We start from the raw sequence: 18,361 nt of genomic DNA on the forward strand, positions 1-18,361 counted from the left end.
CGCCACTGGAGCTGACGTGGCCGGCGGCGGAGGGGCGGGTGATGAAGATCTCCCTCCGTGCGTTCGACACGGCGGAGTTCTACACGGGCGTCGACCTGTATCCGTGGCAGGTGGACATTCCGCACGAGGAGGTGAACTTCGCCTCGGGCCGCGCGGACATTCCGGCGGCGGAGCGGGGCAAGCTGGACAAGAGCCACGCTCTCATCGTGGACGCGCTGACGAAGTACGGTCGCTTCGCGTCGCTGCGACTCTACGTGATGGGCCACACGGACACCGTGGGGGCCGCGGCGGAGAACCTGGACCTGTCGGTGCGGCGGGCGAAGAGTCTGGCGGCCTATTTCCGGAAGAAGGGCCTGCGGGTGCCCGTGTTCTACGAAGGGCTGGGAGAAGAGGCCCCGGCCGTCGCGACGCCCGACGAGACAGCGGAGGCGGGCAACCGCCGCGCGGAATACATCATCGCAGTGGAGGAGCCGGTGCTGCAGCACGCGCCTCGCCCTCCGCGGTGGCGGAAGCTGTAGCGCAGTCATCGAGGGAGAGGAAAGGACGCATGGACCGATTCCACCAGAAGGCGTGGGCGTTGCTCGGGCTGGGGGTGCTGGGGAGCACGGGATGCGCGCACCAGGCGCGTCTCGCGGAGCGTCAGGGCGTGGAGGCGGAGAAGTGTGAGCTCGTGCACCGGCTGCTGCGGGAGCCGGTGCCGTCCCAGGTCGTCCGCGAAGTCGCCGCGGCCGGTCGCGATGAGCCCGCGCCGGTGGTGGTGTACGTGCGCCGTCCGGAGGAGGCGATGCTGGAGCGCTTCTTCTCCGGTGACGCGCCCAGTTGTGGCGACGCCACCTTCAAGGTGGTGCAGGAGAACGTGCTCGACGCAGTGGTGGTGTACCTGCAGGAGATCCAGGACGGCTACGCGTACGACGCGCACCGCGCCAGCCACGATGAGCTGTCACTGGAGGGCAAGCCGCAGGGCCTGCTGAAGCGCAGGGGCCCGGAGTGGGTGGCCATCCCCGGACCTACTTGAACAGCTCCTTGCCTCCATCCGCGATGAACTGCACCGCGATGGCGGCCAGGATGAGTCCCATCACCCGCTCGACGATGGCCACGCCGGACTGGCGCAGCACGCGCTGGATGAGCCCGGAGGCGCGGAGGATGAAGTAGCTGGCCACGAACGTCAGCACGACGGCGGCCAGCACGGGGATGGCGGAGACGAGCGTGTCGCCCTTGGCCATCAGCACCATGGCGGTGGCGATGGCGCCCGGGCCCGCCAGCAGCGGAATGGCGAGGGGGACGATGGCCACGTCCTCCTTCACTACGCCTTCCTGTTCCTCGGACGGCGTGGTGCGCGTCTCCGCCGGGCGGGCGCGAAGCATGTCCAACGCGGTGATGAGCAGCAGGATGCCGCCGGCCACCCGGAAGGCGCCCAGCGACACGCCGAACACCTTGAAGATGACGCCGCCGAAGAGGGCGAAGAACAGCATCATCCCGCAGGCCACCAGGCAGGCGCGCATGGCGGTGCGGCGCACCTTCTCCTGCGAGTCCCCGGCCGTCATCGCCAGGAACAGCGGGACGACGCCAATGGGGTCCACGACGAAGAAGATGGCCGACAGCGAGACGAGGAACAGCGACGCGTATTCCGGCATGACAGCCTGGACTTACACCGTGAGCCGCAGCTTCCACACCATGGTGAGAGCCTCGGCGAAGATTTTCTTGCTCATCTTGGAGTGACCCACGCGCCGGTCCTCGAAGACGATGGGCACTTCGCGCACGGTGAAGCCCTTGCGCAGCGTGCGGTAGGTCAGCTCGATTTGAAACGCGTAACCGGTGCTCTTCACCGAATCCAGGTCGATGGCCTCCAGCACCCGGCGGTGGAAGCACTTGAAGCCGCCGGTGAGGTCCTGGATGCCCACGCCCAGAATCGACCGTGCGTAGAGGCTGCCACCGCGGCTGATGAGCTGCCGCCCCACGCCCCAGTTCACCGTGCCGCCGCCCGTGACGTAGCGCGAGCCGAGCACCAGGTCCGCGCCAGCCTCGGCCGCATCCAGGATGCCGGGCAGGTAGCGCGGGTCGTGGCTGAAGTCCGCGTCCATCTCCAGGATGTACGTGTACTGCTCGGCCAGGGCCCAACGGAACGCGGCGAGGTAGGCGCGGCCCAGGCCCTCCTTCTTCTCGCGGTGGAGGACGCGCACGCGCGAATCCTGCGCGGCGAGCCCATCCGCGAGTTGCCCTGTGCCATCGGGCGAGTTGTCGTCCACGATGAGGATGTCGACCCTGGGGTCGGCCTCCAGCACCGCCTGGACGATGGCCTCGATGTTTTCCCGCTCGTTGTACGTGGGGATGCAGACCAGGGCTGGGTTCATGACCCGGCCGACATACCCTAAACGCGGCCCGGGGGCAGCAGCTCCAGTACGGACTCCGCCGCCCGGGTGGCCGCGCCCGTCTCGCCCAGCCGGCCGCGCATCTCTGCCAACCCCTGGAGCATCTCCTCCCGGGGAGCACCGGGTATCCAGACGCGGCGGACCTCCTCGGCGATGCGCTCGGGCGTCATCTCCCCCTGGAGCAGCTCGGGGACGACGCGTCGGCCCGCCAGCAGGTTGATGAGGGACACGAAGGCCACCTTCAACATCAACCGGCCCACCCAGTACGTGATGAGTGACACACGGTAGACGACCACCAGGGGGCGCTGCATCAGCCCAGCTTCCAGGACGGCGGTGCCGGAGGCCACCACCGCGGCGTCACTGGCGCCCACGACCTCGGGTGCCCGGCCCTCCACAAGGATGGGCGTCACGCCACTGCCTTCGAAGCGGGACGTAATCTCCTCCCGGTCGATGGTGGGCGCGAGGGGGACGACGACCTGGAGTCCGGGCCGCTCGGCGGAGAGGCGTTTCGCAGCCCCCACCATGTCGGGAAGCAGACGGCGGATTTCGCTCATCCGGCTGCCGGGCAGCAGCGCGAGCGTGGGGGCGTCCTTCGCCAACCCCAGCCGCTCGCGAAAGGCCGTGGCCGTATCCGGCGAGGGAACCTGCTCCACCACCGGGCTGCCGACGTAGCGGGCGCTGACGCCGGCCTCCCGGTAGAAGTCCTCCTCGAACGGAAGGATGCAGAGCATCCGGTCCACCAACCGTTTGATGGTGCGCACCCGACCCCGGCGCCAGGCCCAGATCATGGGTGACACGTAGTAGGCGACGGGTATCCCCAGCGCCTTGAGCTTCTTGGCCAGGCGCAGGTTGAAGTCAGGGATGTCCACCAGGATGGCGACGTCCGGTTTGCGCTCGGCGGCGGCCTCGGCCAGGCCCTTCAGGATCTGAAGGATGCGGGGAATCCGGGGCAGGACCTCGGTGATGCCCATGACGGACACCTCCCGGGCGTCGAAGAGCAGCTCCACGCCCTGGGCGGCCAGGCGGGCACCGCCCATGCCAAAGAAGGTGAGGTCGGGACGGCGGGCCCGGAGGGCGGCGACGAGCTCGGCGGCGTGGGTATCGCCTGACGCCTCGCCGGCGACGACGAGGATGCGGGGTGGATTCGTCATGTGAGAGGCGCGCATCGTACCTGATGCGGGAGCGGGTGAAGGTGTAGACTGTGGCCCCCTTGAAGACGCTTCTGCTCGCCGAGAGCCACCCCCCCACGCTCGAGCACCTCAAAGGCCTGCTCTCCCAGGCTGGGTATACCGTTCGCGCGGTGAACGATCCGGTGACGGCGCTGGAGCACTTCGCGGCGGACAACCCGGACGTGGTGGTGCTGTCGGTGGACCTTCCGCGCGTGGAAGGCGCGCACGTGGTGCATCTCATCCGAGGCCACGGACAGGGCGGCAGGGTGCCCATCGTCGCCATTGACAAGGGACACCTGGGGCGCGCGCGGGGCGTGAGCTCGGTGCTGGACCTCAAGGTGAACGCCTATGTCTCGGATCCGCTCAAGCCGGGCGAGCTGGTGCCCCGGCTGGAGTCCCTGGTGCGCGCGGCGCAGGCGGTGCAACTCACCGGGCTGGCGGCCACGTTGTCCCGGCCCGCCGTCAATTCAGGCGAGCTGAAGGGCCACCCCCTGCCGGCCTTGTTCCACTCCATCTATCGGCTGCGCCGGGATGGTGTGCTCGTGGTGGCGCACCGGGGCTTGAGTCGGCGCGTGTACTTCTTGCGCGGCGGGTCCGTGAGCTATGACTCCACGGCGAAAGCGGACTCGCTGCCTGGCTACCTGCTTGCCCGGAACGTGCTCAACCCGCAGCAGGCGCAGCGGGTGACGGAGGCGCTGGACTCTGGTCTGCGCATCGGCGCGGCGCTCGCGGACGCGGGCGTGGAGGCGGCGGGCGAGGAACTGCTGCAGCTCTTGCGCGACTACAACCGGGACAGGGTGGAGCGGGTGCTGGGGATGCGCGAGGGCCGCTACGCCTTCTACGCGGGAGACGAATTCACGTCAGAGGTCGCGTCGGTGGAGGTTCCGCCGCTGGCGCCGGTGCTGGATGGCGCGCGCCGCTGCTTCACCATGAAGGTGATGGCGGCCGCGCTGCGGGCGCACATGGGCGACTATCCGGTGCGCTCACAGGAGTTCGGGCGCGACCTGCAGGCCATGGGGCTGGATACGGACGACCTGAAGATCGCCATGCAGGTCAACGGCCGCATCGCGCTGAAGGACCTGCTGGCGCACGGGCGTGGCGAGCTGCGCATTGCGTACTCGTTGTTGTGGTTCCTGAAGCTGACGGGTGGGGTGACGTTCTCCTCGACGCCCGTGGCCACGGGGACGGACGTGCTGTCTGCGGCGGTGCTGCCGGACCGGATTGCGCCGCGCAAGCGCAAGGCCCTGCCGCCCGAGACGGCGACCTCGCTGCGTGAGGAAGCGCTGCGCATCATCACCCGCAGCTACTTCGGAGGGCTGGGGCTGGACATCGCGGCGGACGCGGAGGCGGTGGAGCGCGCCTATCACGAGACGGCGATGCGCTTTCACCCGGACACCTACGCCGAGTTCGACATCTCCGACTTGAAGGACCTGCTGGAGTCGGTGCAGGACCGGCTGTCCGCGTCGTACCGGGTGCTGAGCGTGGAGGAGAAGCGCAAGGCCTACCTCCAGTACCTCTTCAGCCGGATGGACGTGGGGCGGAACACGGCGGTGGTCGTGGATGCGGAAATCGCGCTGCGCCGGGGCGAGTCCGCCCTGAAGCGCCGCGACTTCCCGCTGGCGGCGAAGGCCTTCGAGGAAGCGGTGTCGCTCAATCCGGACGAGCCGGAGTACTACCCCTTCCTCGCCTGGGCCACGTACCAGATGCCCACGGGGGCGCCGGTGGTGCGGGCGAAGAAGGCGCAGCAGGTGCTGAAGAAGGCGCTGTCGCTGGGCCCGTACGTGGAGCGGTTGCACATCATCTCGGCCATCATCGACATGGACCTGGGAGACGCGCCGTTGGCGCGGAAGAAGCTGCAGCGGGTGCTGGAGTACAACCCGTACTCCCAGCTCGCGAAGGCGGCGCTGCGCAAGGTGGGACGCTAGCGATGCAGACGGTTCTCTGGCGGTTGCTGCGCTATGCGCGCCCGCATTTCGGTGTGCTCCTGCTGGCCTTCGTCGGCATGGCGGCGGTGGGACTGACGACGGGCGCGTACGCGTATCTCACGGGCCCGGCGCTGCGCTTCCTTCTGTCGGGCGGTGAAGAAGGCTTCGCCAGTGCGCAGCGCGTGCCCTGGCTGGCGGACCTGCCTCGCGAGGCGGCCCTGTGGGGCTTCCCGCTGGTGATGGTCATCGTTGGCGCGGCGAAGGGCGTGGGGTACCTGGCGCAGTTCTATTTCATGGGCCTGTTCGCGCAGCGCGTGGTGAAGGACCTGCGGCGCGACCTGTTCCAGCGCCTCACCGCGCTGTCGCCCGCCCAGCTCGCGCGCGAGCGGATGGGCGACTTGCTCAGCCGCTTCTCCTCGGACGTCAGCGCCGTGGAAGCGGCGGCCATGTACACGGTGGGCTCGTACCTGCGCGACAGCCTCCAGGTCATCATCCTGGCGGGCGTGGCGCTGGCGATGAGCCCGATGCTGGGCGGCCTCATGTTGCTGGTGATTCCGCTGGCGGCGCTGCCGGCCTCGAAGCTGACGCGCAAGGTGCTCAAGCGCACGCGGGAAGGCCAGACGCAGCTCGGCAACCTGGCGGGGCAACTCCACGAAGGGCTGGGCGGTCTGCGCACCATCCAGGCCTTCAACGGGCAGGCGGCGGAGCTGGCGCGCTTCTCCGCCTTCGCGCAGGCGCACGAGAAGGCGGTGGTGAGCGCGGCGTGGGCGCGCGGCGCGGTGCCGGGGCTGATGGAGGTGCTGGCCGCGGCGGCACTGGCGGGCGCACTGGCGTATGCGGCGAGCGCGCGGCTGATGGAGCCGGAGGCGCTGCTCTCGCTGCTGACGGCGGTCATCCTGGTGTACCAGCCGGTGAAGGACCTGGGCCGGGTGACGCAGTTCGCGGTGCAGGCGGGCGCGGCGGGTGAGCGGCTCTTCGCGCTGCTCGACATGAAGCACCCGGTGGAGGACGCGCCGGACGCGGTACCCGCGCCGACCCTGTCGCGAAGCATCCAGTTCGAGGGCGTGCGATTCGCCTATGGAGACCGGCCCGCGCTGGACGGCCTGACACTGGAGCTGAAGGCGGGGCAGGTGACGGCGCTGGTGGGTGGCAGCGGCGGAGGCAAGAGCACGGTGACATCGCTGCTGCTGCGCTTCGAGCGGCCGCAGAAGGGCCAGCTCTTCCTGGATGGCGTGGACGCGGACCGGTACATGGCCACGAGCGTCCGGGCCCAGTTCGCGCTGGTGACGCAGGAGCCGCTGTTGTTCCACGGCACGGTGCTGGACAACCTGCGCTACGCGAGGCCGGACGCCACGCGGGAAGAGGTGGAGGCTGCGGCGAAGGTGGCGCACGCGGATGGCTTCATCCGGGCACTGCCCGAAGGCTATGACACGCGCATCGGCGAGCGGGGCGTGTCGCTCAGTGGAGGCCAGCGTCAGCGGTTGTGCATCGCCCGCGCGGTGCTGGCGCAGGCGCCCGTGCTGGTGCTGGACGAAGCGACCAGCAGCCTCGACCCGGAGAGCGAGCGCGAAGTGCAGGCGGCGCTGGCGGCGGTCCTTCCGGGCCGCACGGCGCTGGTGATTGCGCACCGGCTGTCCACGGTGGTGAACGCGGACGTCCTCAACGTGATGGAGGCGGGGCGCGTCGTCGAGAGTGGCTCGCACGCGGAGTTGCTGCAGCGAGGCGGGCGGTATGCGGCGCTGTGGAGGATGCAGACGGAGGGCTCCTCGGAGCGAGGCGCGGCGTGAGCGGATTGACGGTAGTGGTGGGGAAGGGGCTCCGGGCCGTCCTGGGGTTGGCGCTGCTGGTCCTGGGGTACGCGGGCTTCTTCGCGCTCTCGGCGTCCATGGCGCGGTACCCCGTGGTGCTCCCGAAGGACGATGCACCCCGGTGGGCGAGAGGGGCCTTCCACGTCCACACCACGCGTTCGGATGGGCGAGGCACGCCGGAAGCGGTGGCGGCGGCGGCGAAGGCGGCGGGCCTGGACTTCGTGGTGCTCACCGACCACAACGACTTCGCGCTCCGAGCGCCCGCTTACGTCCAGGGCGTGCTGTTGGTGCCCGGCGTGGAGATTTCGACGTCGGACGGGCACCTCGTGGCCTTCGGCATGTCGCGCCCGCTGGAGGGCATGCGTGCGTGGATGCCGCCGGGCGACGCGGTGCGCGCCGTGGCGGCGGCGGGAGGCACGGCGGTGCTGGCCCACCCCGTCCAGAAGCGCAACCCCTGGAAGGACGAGGCGAGCGCGAAGGTGGTGCCCGGCTTCGAGCTGTACTCGGCGGACACCTTCTTCCGGCACGCGGTGCGCAATCCGGTGAGCCGCTTGGTGCCCGCGGTGGGGGCCTCGCTGGCCAACCCGAGGCATGGCGTGATGTTGCTCGTCGTGCCGGAGCCGGAGCCCACGGCCCGCTTCCTGGAGTTGTCGAGTGAGCGGCCGCGCGTGGCGTTCTGCGCGCATGACGCACACGGCCTGCCGGCGTACCGGGCCGTATTCGAATCCCTGGCCATGTACCTGCCACCGGAGCAGGTGCCCTTCCCGTTGCCCCCGGACGCGAAGGAAGCGGCGGAGCAGGTCAGTCGGGCCCTGAGCGGTGGTCAGTCCCTGTGTGCCTTTCGCGCCCTGGGGGAGCCTGGGGGCTTCGCGTTGGAGGGCCTGGACGCTGTGCGGCGTGAGGCGCATGTGGGCGAAACGCTGACCGTCCGGCTCCCGGGGCTTTCCGACGCGGAGTCGGTGCAGGTGCGGGTGTGGGGAAGCGCCCGCCTGGGGGCGGACGGCCGGTCCGTCGAGCTGACCGAGCCGGGGGTGGCGCAGGTGGAGGTGTGGGTGCGGGCGCCCGGGCGCTTCTTTGGGACGGAATGGCGGCCCTGGTTGGTGCCCAGCCCCGTGCGCGTGCTGCCCCCGGGGCCGGGCATCTGATAGACGGCGCGACAGCCGCCCATGCGCGTCCTCTACGTCCTTGCCACCTACCTGCTCTTCGCAGTCCTGTTCCCGGTGCTCGCACTGCACCGGAAGACGCGCCATGGGCTGATGGAGCGCTTGGGCTTCTATGGCCCGGACAGCCACCTGCCTCCCGGGGACGGGCCCATCCTCTGGCTGCACGGCGCGAGCGCCGGCGACCTGCTGGCCCTCTCTCCGATGTTCGGCCCGCTGCGGGCTCGTTTCCCGGGCTGCCGCCTGTTGCTGTCGACCATGACGAACAGCGGCTACGCGATGGCGAAGGGCCGGCTGGCCAACGACATCGACGGGGTCATCTACGTTCCCTATGACCTCTGGGGCGCGACGCGGCGAGCGGTCCGGGCCATCCGCCCGGACGTACTGGTGCTGGAGTACACCGAAATCTGGCCCAACCTCATCCGCGCGGCGAAGCGGGGTGGGGCGCGAGTGGTGATGACGAACGGGCGTTTTTCGCCAGCGAACGTCGGGAAGTACCAGACGCTGTTCCGCCTCATCGGCAACCCGCTGCGGGATTTGGACCTCCTCCTCATGCGCGAGGAAGACGAAGCCGTCCGTGCGCGGCAGCTCGGTGCCAGGCCGGACTGGGTGAAGGTGACGGGGAACACGAAGTTCGACGCGCTCGCCGCGGGCCCGGTACCCGAGGACGAGAACCTTCGCACGGCGCTGGGCCTGACGCCGGGCGAGCGGGTATGGATTGCCGGAAGCACCCATGAGGGCGAGGAAGCCCAGCTCCTGGGAGTGTACGCGCGGCTGCGCGCGCGGTGGCCGGACCTGCGGTTGGTGATTGCCCCCAGGTACGTGGACCGCGCGGCGCGAATCGTGACGCTCGCGCGCGAGGCGGGATTGAGCGTGGGGCTGCGCTCGCAGGGCAATCCGGAGCGGGGCCAGGTCGTGGTGCTGGACACCATCGGCGAGCTGTCGAAGGCCTACCGGCTGGCGACGGTGGTGTTCGTCGGAGGCTCGTTCACGACGCGCGGCGGGCAGAACATCCTGGAGCCCGCGGGGCAGGGGAAGCCCGTGCTTTACGGACCGCACATGGACAACTTCCGGGACAGCGTGGCGTTGCTGACAGGGCAGGGTGGGCTCCAGGTTCAGGACGCCGCGGCCTTGGAGCAGGCGCTCGTGTCGCTGCTCGAGTCACCGGAGCGGCTCGCGAGCCTGGGCGCCCAGGCGCTGGAGACGGTGGGCCGGATTTCGGGCGCCAGTGAAAGGAACGCGGAAGCGATGACGACGTTGTTTCCGCACGGGAGGCCGGACCCGCGATGACGCTCATCGTCCATCCGCATTTCCACCACCGCTACACGGGCGTGACGCGCCACGTGGAGACGGTGGTACCCGCGCTCGTCCGGGATTCGGGCTCGGAGACGCGCGTCATCGGCTCGGGCTTGAGTGAGGGGCTGCCCAGAATCACCTGGCCGGAGCTGCTCCGTCGGCTGCGCCGCGAGCCCGTGGTGTGGCATGCGCACCGGAACAACGAGCTGCTGGTGGGCATGCTGCTGAAGCTGCTGGGCCGAGAGGTCCGCCTCGTCTTCACCCGGCACACCTCGATGGCGCCCAGCGGCTTCACCCGCTTCATCGCGAGGGGCGCGGATGCGCTCGTCTCGTTGACGAAGCAGGTCGCGGACGTCATCGCGCTGCCGTCCACGGTCGTCTCTCATGGCATCGACCTGACGCGCTTCCGCCCGCCCGAGGACCGGGACGCGGCGTGGCGCAAGCTCGGCCTGGGCGGGCGTTACGGCATCGGCGTCATCGGACGCATCCGGAAGGAGAAGGGGCAGGGGGACTTCGTGCAGGCCATCCGCCCGCTCCTGCCCGCGCACCCCGACTGGCAACCCGTGCTGGTCGGGCTCGCGAAGGGGCCGGACCTGGATTGGCTGAATCAGCAGATGGCGGGCATCGAGGACCGCATCGCGTTGCCCGGCGAGCAGTCCGTCATCGAACCCTGGTACCAGGGGCTGAGCATCCTGGTGCACCCCTCGTACGCGGAGGGCTATTCGCTGGTGCACGTGGAGGCCATGGCCTCGGGCTGCTGCGTGGTGGCCTCGAAGCTGCCGTACCTGGACACGCTCATCGAGCACGGCCGCACGGGCTTCTTCTTCGAACCCGGAGACGTCCAGGGCCTGCGCGAGTTGCTGGACATGCTGATGCGAGAGCCCGAGCGCGCCAGGCAGATAGGCCAGAACGCGGCAGAGGAGGCCCGGCGTCGGTGTGGCGTGGAGCACGAGGCGCGAGCCCTGGCCGAGGTGTACCGGACCTCCGTGGAGCGCTGACCGGATGCGAATCCTCCACCTGCTCGCGAGTCCCTTCTACAGCGGCCCGGCCGAGAACGTGGCGCTCCTGGCCCAGGCGCAGCGCGCCGCGGGACACGACGTCACGGTGGCGGTGGACCGCCGGCGCAAGGAGGTGCTGGCCGAGGAGCCCGCGGCTCCGCGCTTCGAGGAACTCGGTCTTCTGGACGAAGGAGGCTTGGAGCTGTCCGTGAAGTCCCCCCCGTGGCGGATGTGGCGCGACCTGCGCCGCTTGAAGGCGCGGACGGTGGACGTGGTGCACTCGCACTTCAGTCATGACCACCTGCTGGCGAGGTGGGGACGGCCTTCAGGCGCCATCCTGGTTCGCTCGCTGCACGCCCCGCGCTCATTGCGCTCCTCGCTCCCGGCCGCGGACGCCTACACGGTCCCCGCGAGCGCACTGCTTCCCCGCCTGTTGGAGAAGGGCGCGACGGCCCAGGTACTGCCAGCCCTGGTTGACGCCCGGTTCCAGCCGGCGCCGGACGCGCGGTCGCTGCGAGCAGAACTCGGGCTCGAAGGCACACCCGTCATCGGAATGGTCTCCACGTTCCAGCCTTCACGCCGGCACGTGGTGGGGGTGGACGCCTTTGCCCTGTATCGGAAGCAGCGGCCCGAGGCGCGTTTGGTGCTTGTGGGGGACGGCGGCCTGCTGGAGCAGACGCGCAAACAGGTCCAGGACCTGGGACTGGCGGATGCCGTGACATTCGCGGGCTACCAACAGGGGGACGCCTTCGCGCGGTGGCTGCGAGCGCTGGATGAGGTCTGGCTGCTCGGCCTGGGCAATGACTGGAGCGCCCGCGCGGCGGCCCAGGCCCGTGCGTGCGGCGTCCGCGTGGTGGCGGTGGATGAAGGCGCCTTGTCGGACCTGGCGGACGTGCGGGTGGAGACACCGACGCCGGACGCCGTGGTCGCCGCGGCGCTGTCCGACCAGCGGGCGCCCGTGCGGCACCCAACGAACGAGCAGATTGCCGCGGAGGTCCTCGCGCTCTACGCGCGAGCGAGGCGCACCCCGTGACGTCCCCGGATGCCCCCACCGCCATCGAGCGGGTGTTCTACCCGTCGTCGCCGGAGCCCTGGGGCCGCCGCGCCCTGCTGTCGCCGCTCACGTTGCTGTCGTGGACGTATGCGGCTGCGGTGCACGTGCGGGGAGCGCTCTTCGACGCGGGACTGCTGCGCGCGGAGCGGGTGGAGGGGCTCAAGGTCATCTCCGTGGGCAACGTCAACGTGGGGGGCACGGGCAAGACGCCCGCGGTGCTCCATCTGGCGGAGCAGTTGGTCCAAGCGGGCCGCAAGGTGGGCATCCTGACGCGCGGCTATGGCCGCGCCTCGCGTGAGCCGCTGACCTTCATCGGGACGGAGCCGCTTCCTTCCTCGGAGCTCGCGGGCGATGAGCCGCTCCTGCTGGCACGTCGCTGTCCCCAGGTCCGGCTCTTCGTGGGCTCGGACCGGGTCGCGAGTGCCTACCGCGCGCGGGACGAGTTCAGCCTGGACACGGTGCTGCTGGACGATGGGTTCCAGCACCGCCGCCTCGCGCGAGACGAGGACTTCGTGGTCGTGGATGAGTCCGTGGGGCTGGGCAACGGCCACATGCTTCCCCGGGGGCCGCTGCGTGAGCCCCCGGCGTCACTCCGCCGCGCGACGCTCTTCTGGCTGAGGGCACCCGCCACGGCTTCGGATGCTGCTGTGCTTCCGGTCACGAGGCCCGAGGACATGCGCACGCCCCAAACCACCACGCACCAGTTGGTGCCGACGGCCGTGACGTCGGAGCGTTTCGCCGACACGCTCGGCGGGTGGTTGCCCTCGAGCCCGGGGATTCCCAGGGTGCGGACCCGCTATCGGCCCACGGCCTGGGTGGACCCGGAGGGCAACCTTCATCCCGTGACGGCGCTCACGGGACAGCCCGTGCTCGCTCTTGCGGGCCTTGCCCGGCCGGGGGGCTTCCTGAAGACCTTGCAGGGGCTCGGGACGGACGTGCGCGACGCCGCGTTGTTTCCGGACCACCATCGCTTCACCGCGGACGAACTGCGCGACGTCCAGGCGCGAGCGGCGCGGCAGGGGGCCCGGGTGGTGACGACGGAAAAGGACGCGGTGCGTCTGCCTCAGGGCTTCGAGGCCTGGGTGGTCCGCCTGGGGGTCGAGGTCCTGGAGGGCGAGTCCCATCTGCGGCGGGCGCTCGGACTGGAGGATGCACCGCGCGGCTTGTGAGGTGGGGTCGCCTGTGGGACAAACCGCCGCCATGGCCGCAGCCTCGCCCGCTCGTTCGATGCCGTCGCTCGCCCGCTTGCCGCACGCGTTTGCCCGCCGCAAGGTGTTGCTGGTGGGCGACCTCGTTGCCGACCACTACATCTACGGACAGACGGACCGGGTGAGCCGGGAGGCGCCCGTGCTCATTGTCCGCTACGAGTCCGCGGAGGTGAAGCTCGGAGGAGGCGCCAACGTGGCGGCCAACGTGCGAGCCCTGTCCGGTCAGGTCTCCGCGGTCGGCGCGCTGGGCCAGGACGAGATGGGCAAGGAGTTGCGCCGCCTCTGTGTCGAGTCCGGCATCCAACTGGACGCGGTGAGCGGCCGCGGCATCGAGACGGAGACGAAGACGCGCATCCTGGCCGGTGGGGTGAGCACCACGCGGCAGCAGATGTTGCGGCTGGACCGAGGCCAGCGAGGCTCGCTCCCGCCGAAGATGCGCAAGGCGCTGGCGCGGCAGGTCGAAGCCTCCGCCCAGGACGCGGACGCGGTGGTGGTGTCCGACTACGGCGCGGGTGTGCTGGGGGACGAGGTGCGCGATGTGCTGCGTCGCCTGGCCGCGGACGGCATGCCCGTGTGTGTGGACAGCCGCTATGCCCTGTCATCCTTCTCGGGACTCACGGTCTGCAAGCCCAACGAGCCGGAGCTGGAGGCGCTCGCGGGGCGGCCCGTGCGGACCCAGGAGGACATGCTGGAGGCGGGGCACGCCGCGTTGAAGCGACTGGCGTGCCGCGCGCTCCTGGTGACGCGAGGCCGCCATGGCATGGCGCTCTTCGATGCGGACGGGGGCGTGGACCTCATCCCCGTCCATGGCGCGAAGGCGGCGGTGGATGTGACGGGCGCGGGAGACACGGTGATTGCGACGTTTGCCCTGGCGCTGGCCGCGAAGGCCTCGCTCGGCGATGCGGCGCGGCTGGCGAACGTGGCGGGCTCGTTGGTGGTGCAGAAGCCGGGCACCGCGACGGTGTCCCGCGATGAACTGCTCGAAGAGCTTCGGAGCGCGAGATGAGCACCCTCGAGAAAATCCAATCGCTCGCGAAGGTGGCGGAGGCGCGTGAGCGCTGGCGGGCCGAAGGGCGCACGGTGGCGCTGGCCAATGGCGTCTTCGACCTGCTGCACGTCGGGCACGTCCGGTACCTGGAAGGGGCGCGGGCCCTGGCGGATGTCCTTGTGGTGGCGGTGAACTCGGACGCTTCCACCCGGGCCTACAAGGGCCCCGGCCGGCCCTACATCCCCGAGGGCGAGCGGGCGGAACTCGTCGCGGCGCTGGCCTGCACGGACCGGGTCATCGTCTTCGACGAGTCCAACGTTCGCGTCATCATCCGGGCGTTGAAGCCGGACGTGCACGTGAAGGGCACGGACTACACCCCGGACAGCATCCCTGAGGCCGACGAGGTTCGCGCCTATGGTGGGCGGACGGCCGTCTCTGGAGACCCGAAGGACCACAGCACCACGGACCTGGCCCGGCGGCTGGGCCGCGAGGGGGCGGGGTAGCCGGTGGCATTCATTGCAGAGGAGGTGTGGGCCGTCCTGGGCTGCCCTCACTGCAAGGCCCCCCTTCAGGCACTGGAGGCGCAAACCCGAGTCACCTGCGCGCCGTGCCGTCTGAGTTGGCCCGTGGAAGAGGGAATCCCCAGGCTGCCCCCCGAACACGCGGTGGCGGAGCCTCCTGTGTCCGGGACGTGACTCCTCAGGAGGAGAGGCTCGCCGCGAACGCCCGGGCTTCTTCGGCGGCCCGCTCCTCCAACCCCTGACCGCCTGCACCATCGACCAGAGGGGTGAGGTCCACCATGCGGTGGGGGGCGTACGCATGGCCCCAGCGCTCCATGTCCATCCGCAGGAAGAAGGCCAGCGTGGGGGCACCCACCGCGACGGACAGGTGCATGGGCCCCGTGTTGTTGCAGAGGGTGAAGCCGGCCGCGCGCATCAGGGCGGCCAGTTCGTCCAGGTTGCTCGCGGGCGCGAGCTCGGCGCCAGGGGCTGCCTCCACCACCCCTCGTGCCAACGCTTCTTCCCCGGGGCCCCAGGTGACGATGGGGGTCCGCCCCAGCGCCACAAGTGCCCGAGCCGCGGCGGCGAAGGCCGCGGGTGGAATCCGCCGAGGTCCCAACCGCCCACCAGGATTGATGACCGCGAAGGGCTTCCCGGCCAGGGCGTCCAGATAGGCGCGGATGGCGGGGCCCACGGAGGGCTCGCGGAAGGACAAACCACGCGCCACTGAGCCGTTCGTGAGCGGTGTCAGCAGGTGCGTGCGTTGAACGGCTTCGTTCCGCGTGTCCGTGCGAGCGGGGACGGGCAGGGAGTGCAGGCGGGACACCGGCCAGAGGTCTGGACCGATGACGACGGCCTCGGGGCCCGCGAGCCGGGACACGAGCGCGCTCGTGACGGAGGGCGACTCCCAGTTGGCACAGTCGACCACGACGTCATACCGGGCACGCCGCAGCGCGACGATGCCGGGTGCCAGGGGGCCCATCCAGATTCTGCGCCGGTCGAAGGGAATGATGACGTCCGCGTCCGGGTGGCCGTTCAGGACTCGAGCGACCTTCGCGTGCACCAGGACGTGGACCTCGGGCGCGGACTGGAGGTGTGCTTTGAGGGTCCGCATCAACGGCGTGGTGAGGAGCGCCTCGCCCACGCGGTTGTCGGGCCGCACGAGCAGCACCTTTCGAGGACCAGGAAGTGGGGTGCCAGGACGCCGCCGGCGGCCCGGGCGCCACAGCAGGGCGGACGCCACGAGCGCCAGTGCCAGCTTCGCCCATAATTCGAGCCGCTTGTGCCAGGACATCTCGCGGCGGGACCCTACACAGAACTGTGGGCGGTGCAAGCGCGCGGCTTGACCTCGGCCCCGAAAGCCCCTAGCAACCGCCCAATGTTGAAGAGCATGACGGGGTTTGGCGCGGGCCGCGCGCGCGTGGGGGACGAAGAAGTCTCCGTGGAGCTGCGCTCGCTCAACCACAAGTTCTGTGAAGTGAAGGTTCGCCTTCCCCGGGAGCTGTCGTCCCAGGAACCGCTGGTATCCAAGCAGGTGAAGGACCGGCTTGCCCGTGGCTCGGTGGAACTGCTGGTGAAGCGGCAGGCCCCCACCGCGTCGGGGACGGTCCCCACCGTGGACCTCGGTCTGGCGCGGGAGTACGTGCGCGCGTTCCAAGAGCTGGCCAGCGAGCTGGGACTCCCGGGAGACGTCGCCTGGTCGCAGGTGGCGAACCAGCCTGGTGTGGTGCGCCTGGAGGAAAAGGGCGTGGAGCTGGACTCCGCCTCCCAGGCGCTCCAAGCGGCGCTGGACCAGGCGCTCACTGCGCTGGAGAAGATGCGCCAGGTCGAAGGTGAGGCCATCTACGCGGACCTCGATGCCCGGGTGAAGCTGCTGGAAGGGTGGAGCAAAGAGGTGGCTCAACTCGCTCCGAAGGCCGTGCAGGAGTACCAGCAGCGGCTCACCGACCGGATTGCCGAGCTCGCGAGCGGCGTCGCGGTGGACCCGCAGCGGCTGGCCCAGGAAGTGGCGCTCTTCGCCGAGCGCACGGACATCGCCGAGGAGGTCACCCGCCTGGCGAGCCACCTGGAGCAGTTCCGGGCCCTCATGGCCAGCAACGAGCCCGCTGGCCGCCGAATGGATTTCCTCGTGCAGGAGATGCACCGCGAGGTGAACACGACCGGCTCCAAGAGCCAGCACGCCGAGATTTCCGTGCGCGTGGTGGCGATGAAGGCCGAGGTCGAGCGCATCCGCGAACAGGTGCAGAACGTCGAATGAACGCGAATACCGTGCTCCAGCCTGGCTTGTTGCTCGTGCTCTCCGCTCCTTCCGGGGCGGGGAAGACCACCCTCGCGCACCGGCTCCTCAAGGAGACGCCGGATGCGGTGTTCTCCATCAGCGTCACCACCCGAAGGCCTCGGGGGAAGGAGCGCGAGGGGGTGGACTACAACTTCGTCGACGTCGCGACCTTCCAGTCGAAGATCGAGCGCGGTGAGTTCGTGGAGTGGGCGGAAGTCCACGGCCACTTCTATGGAAGCCCCCAGTCGGTGGTGGACGAGGCGCGTGCCCGCAAGAGCGCGGCCATCTTCGACATCGACGTGCAGGGCGGGCAGGCCATCAAGCGCAAGCACCCGGACGCGGTGACCATCTTCGTGCTGCCCCCCTCCATGGAGGAGTTGGAGCGGCGCCTGAGAGATCGTCAGACGGACTCGGACGAGACCATCCGGCGCCGGATGCTGGCGGCTCGCTCGGAGATCGAGCGGGGCATCGCGTCCTACGACTACGTCGTCGTGAATGACGACTTCGAGCGCGCCTATAGTGAGCTGCGCTCGGTGGTGGTGGCGGAGCGTTGCCGGCGCGGACGTGTGGATGTGTCCAAGCTGGGCCTGGGAATCGGCGGCTGACCACCGCGGCGGAAGTGTTCGGAATCAAACTTCTTGCGCAGTCCGATCTCTTGGTGGATAAGCGGCCACACCTCGCCGCGTTGCGCGGGCGTCACACAGGCGTCCGCCGGCTGGTGCTCACTCACATGTTCCGTCTCCATTGGGAACGGAATCAGGCGCGTGGGTGTTTTGGTTCTCTGAATGGCATTCAGATAAGACCGCGGACTTGGTCTGAGTCCCTCGTGAATGAGGATGCTCGCCAGGTTCGGAGCGTTTGGAAGAGCTCCATGGCAGGTCGACCGAAAGGTGCAGTAAACCAGCGGGCGGGTGGTAGGGGAGTGGGTAGCCATCTCAACGGGAGATGGAGCTGGGGTGTTCGGTCGGTCGTCAGGAACAAGACGCTCGAGCGGTTGACAGGAAGCGCGGCGGTGATACAAGCCGCGCCCCTCGCAAAGAAGCCCGCGCACTGGCGCGGAAGGTACTTCGAGCGAGTCAGTGCAAAAACATGGAATACGGCGGTCAACGCGGTAGGTTGACAGGAGATGCGGTGGTGGTAGAAGCCGCGCCTCTCCGGAAGAAAGCAGCGGAAGCCACTGGGCGGCGCTGAGAACTCCGGAGGCCAGCAGGACGGCGAAAAAGCAGCTTGATAAAAGACGCCGAACTGAAATAGAAGCTGACACCCCGCCGGACGAAAAGACGGCGAGACAGCAACGAAGAAACGGTAGCAAAAAGTCGCCGGCAAGACAAGCGGCTCGGTCTTTGAAAACCAAATAGCAAGCCCAAGAAGAAGCTAGATTGCGGAAACCGCAGTCAATTTCTTAAGACGGTGTCAGCCAGGTCGCGCTGCGAAGCGCAGCCGGCAGCACTGTAACGAATCAGCGAGTTTCAGGTTCCTTAGCCGGGCCTGAGACTGACGCCGGTTCAAATCTTCAAAAATTCAATTGGAGAGTTTGATCCTGGCTCAGAACGAACGCTGGCGGCGTGCCTAACACATGCAAGTCGAGCGCGAATAGGGGCAACCCTT

At 69.4% G+C, this 18,361-nt stretch carries 17 protein-coding genes and 1 rRNA gene; 14 read left to right on the forward strand and 4 right to left on the reverse strand.

Translation table 11 applies throughout. The annotated features are described in order from the left end of the window. Positions 1-518 (forward strand): OmpA family protein (locus F8M74_RS35155; RefSeq protein WP_141341824.1); only part of this gene is annotated, 518 nt, incomplete at its 5' end. Between the two features lie 29 nt (positions 519-547). After that, on the forward strand, positions 548-1,015 hold the full coding sequence (locus tag F8M74_RS35160; RefSeq protein ID WP_141253151.1) for a hypothetical protein: 468 nt from the start codon (positions 548-550) through the stop codon (positions 1,013-1,015). On the opposite strand, the gene F8M74_RS35165 is transcribed toward F8M74_RS35160, so the two are convergent. The 3 genes from F8M74_RS35165 to lpxB are packed head-to-tail and all read right to left on the reverse strand — an operon-like array spanning position 1,008 to position 3,520. Then, complete coding sequence (locus tag F8M74_RS35165; protein WP_011554707.1) at positions 1,008-1,634, reverse strand: MarC family protein; 627 nt, start codon at positions 1,632-1,634, stop codon at positions 1,008-1,010. The two genes, F8M74_RS35160 and F8M74_RS35165, sit on opposite strands and share 8 nt — an antisense overlap. Before the next feature lie 12 nt (positions 1,635-1,646). Further along, entirely contained in the window at positions 1,647-2,351 is a 705-nt protein-coding gene (locus F8M74_RS35170; RefSeq protein ID WP_141253152.1) for a polyprenol monophosphomannose synthase, read from the reverse strand. Positions 2,352-2,368: 17 nt separating this feature from the next. Beyond that, positions 2,369-3,520, reverse strand: coding sequence for a lipid-A-disaccharide synthase (gene lpxB, locus F8M74_RS35175; RefSeq protein WP_141253153.1), 1,152 nt, complete (start codon positions 3,518-3,520; stop codon positions 2,369-2,371). Between the two features lie 50 nt (positions 3,521-3,570). On the opposite strand from lpxB, the gene F8M74_RS35180 reads away from it, so the two are divergent. The 9 genes from F8M74_RS35180 to F8M74_RS35220 are packed head-to-tail and all read left to right on the forward strand — an operon-like array spanning position 3,571 to position 14,478. After that, complete coding sequence (locus F8M74_RS35180) at positions 3,571-5,463, forward strand: DUF4388 domain-containing protein (protein WP_171410517.1); 1,893 nt, start codon at positions 3,571-3,573, stop codon at positions 5,461-5,463. Between the two features lie 2 nt (positions 5,464-5,465). Next, positions 5,466-7,250, forward strand: coding sequence for an ABC transporter ATP-binding protein (locus F8M74_RS35185; RefSeq protein WP_141253155.1), 1,785 nt, complete (start codon positions 5,466-5,468; stop codon positions 7,248-7,250). 17 nt (positions 7,251-7,267) lie between these two features. Further along, positions 7,268-8,416: a PHP domain-containing protein gene (locus F8M74_RS35190; RefSeq protein WP_141253166.1), complete on the forward strand. Its 1,149-nt coding sequence runs from the start codon at positions 7,268-7,270 to the stop codon at positions 8,414-8,416. 21 nt (positions 8,417-8,437) lie between these two features. Then, the gene (locus tag F8M74_RS35195) at positions 8,438-9,721 is read left to right on the forward strand and encodes a 3-deoxy-D-manno-octulosonic acid transferase (RefSeq protein ID WP_141253156.1); all 1,284 of its coding nucleotides are present in this window, start codon (positions 8,438-8,440) and stop codon (positions 9,719-9,721) included. Next, positions 9,718-10,725 carry a glycosyltransferase family 4 protein gene (locus F8M74_RS35200; RefSeq protein WP_141253157.1) on the forward strand — a complete coding sequence of 336 codons (1,008 nt, stop codon included), beginning with the start codon at positions 9,718-9,720 and terminating at the stop codon, positions 10,723-10,725. The genes F8M74_RS35195 and F8M74_RS35200 overlap by 4 nt, the downstream gene beginning before the upstream one ends. A gap of 4 nt (positions 10,726-10,729) precedes the next feature. Then, positions 10,730-11,758 (forward strand): glycosyltransferase, encoded by a 1,029-nt coding sequence (locus F8M74_RS35205; protein ID WP_141253158.1) that lies wholly within the window; start codon positions 10,730-10,732, stop codon positions 11,756-11,758. Next, the gene (gene lpxK / locus F8M74_RS35210) at positions 11,755-12,948 is read left to right on the forward strand and encodes a tetraacyldisaccharide 4'-kinase (protein ID WP_141253159.1); all 1,194 of its coding nucleotides are present in this window, start codon (positions 11,755-11,757) and stop codon (positions 12,946-12,948) included. Before F8M74_RS35205 ends, lpxK begins: the two co-directional genes overlap by 4 nt. 31 nt (positions 12,949-12,979) lie before the next feature. Continuing rightward, positions 12,980-13,993: a bifunctional heptose 7-phosphate kinase/heptose 1-phosphate adenyltransferase gene (locus F8M74_RS35215; RefSeq protein ID WP_228559698.1), complete on the forward strand. Its 1,014-nt coding sequence runs from the start codon at positions 12,980-12,982 to the stop codon at positions 13,991-13,993. Then, positions 13,990-14,478 carry an adenylyltransferase/cytidyltransferase family protein gene (locus F8M74_RS35220; protein ID WP_141253160.1) on the forward strand — a complete coding sequence of 163 codons (489 nt, stop codon included), beginning with the start codon at positions 13,990-13,992 and terminating at the stop codon, positions 14,476-14,478. The genes F8M74_RS35215 and F8M74_RS35220 overlap by 4 nt, the downstream gene beginning before the upstream one ends. A gap of 196 nt (positions 14,479-14,674) precedes the next feature. Here F8M74_RS35220 and F8M74_RS35225 read toward each other — a convergent pair whose 3' ends face one another. Beyond that, the gene (locus tag F8M74_RS35225) at positions 14,675-15,769 is read right to left on the reverse strand and encodes a glycosyltransferase family 9 protein (RefSeq protein WP_141253162.1); all 1,095 of its coding nucleotides are present in this window, start codon (positions 15,767-15,769) and stop codon (positions 14,675-14,677) included. Positions 15,770-15,853: 84 nt separating this feature from the next. Here F8M74_RS35225 and F8M74_RS35230 point away from each other — a divergent pair, with 84 nt between their 5' ends. The 3 genes from F8M74_RS35230 to F8M74_RS35240 all read left to right on the forward strand — a co-directional run. Beyond that, a complete protein-coding gene (locus F8M74_RS35230) occupies positions 15,854-16,732 on the forward strand; it encodes a YicC/YloC family endoribonuclease (protein WP_141253163.1) in 879 nt (292 codons plus the stop codon). Next, positions 16,729-17,358 carry a guanylate kinase gene (gmk, locus tag F8M74_RS35235; protein ID WP_141253164.1) on the forward strand — a complete coding sequence of 210 codons (630 nt, stop codon included), beginning with the start codon at positions 16,729-16,731 and terminating at the stop codon, positions 17,356-17,358. Before F8M74_RS35230 ends, gmk begins: the two co-directional genes overlap by 4 nt. Positions 17,359-18,275: 917 nt before the next feature. Further along, a 16S ribosomal RNA gene (locus tag F8M74_RS35240) occupies positions 18,276-18,361 on the forward strand; the annotation flags it as partial.

The organism is Myxococcus sp. CA023 (assembly GCF_010998615.1).
Classification (GTDB): Bacteria; Myxococcota; Myxococcia; order Myxococcales; family Myxococcaceae; genus Myxococcus.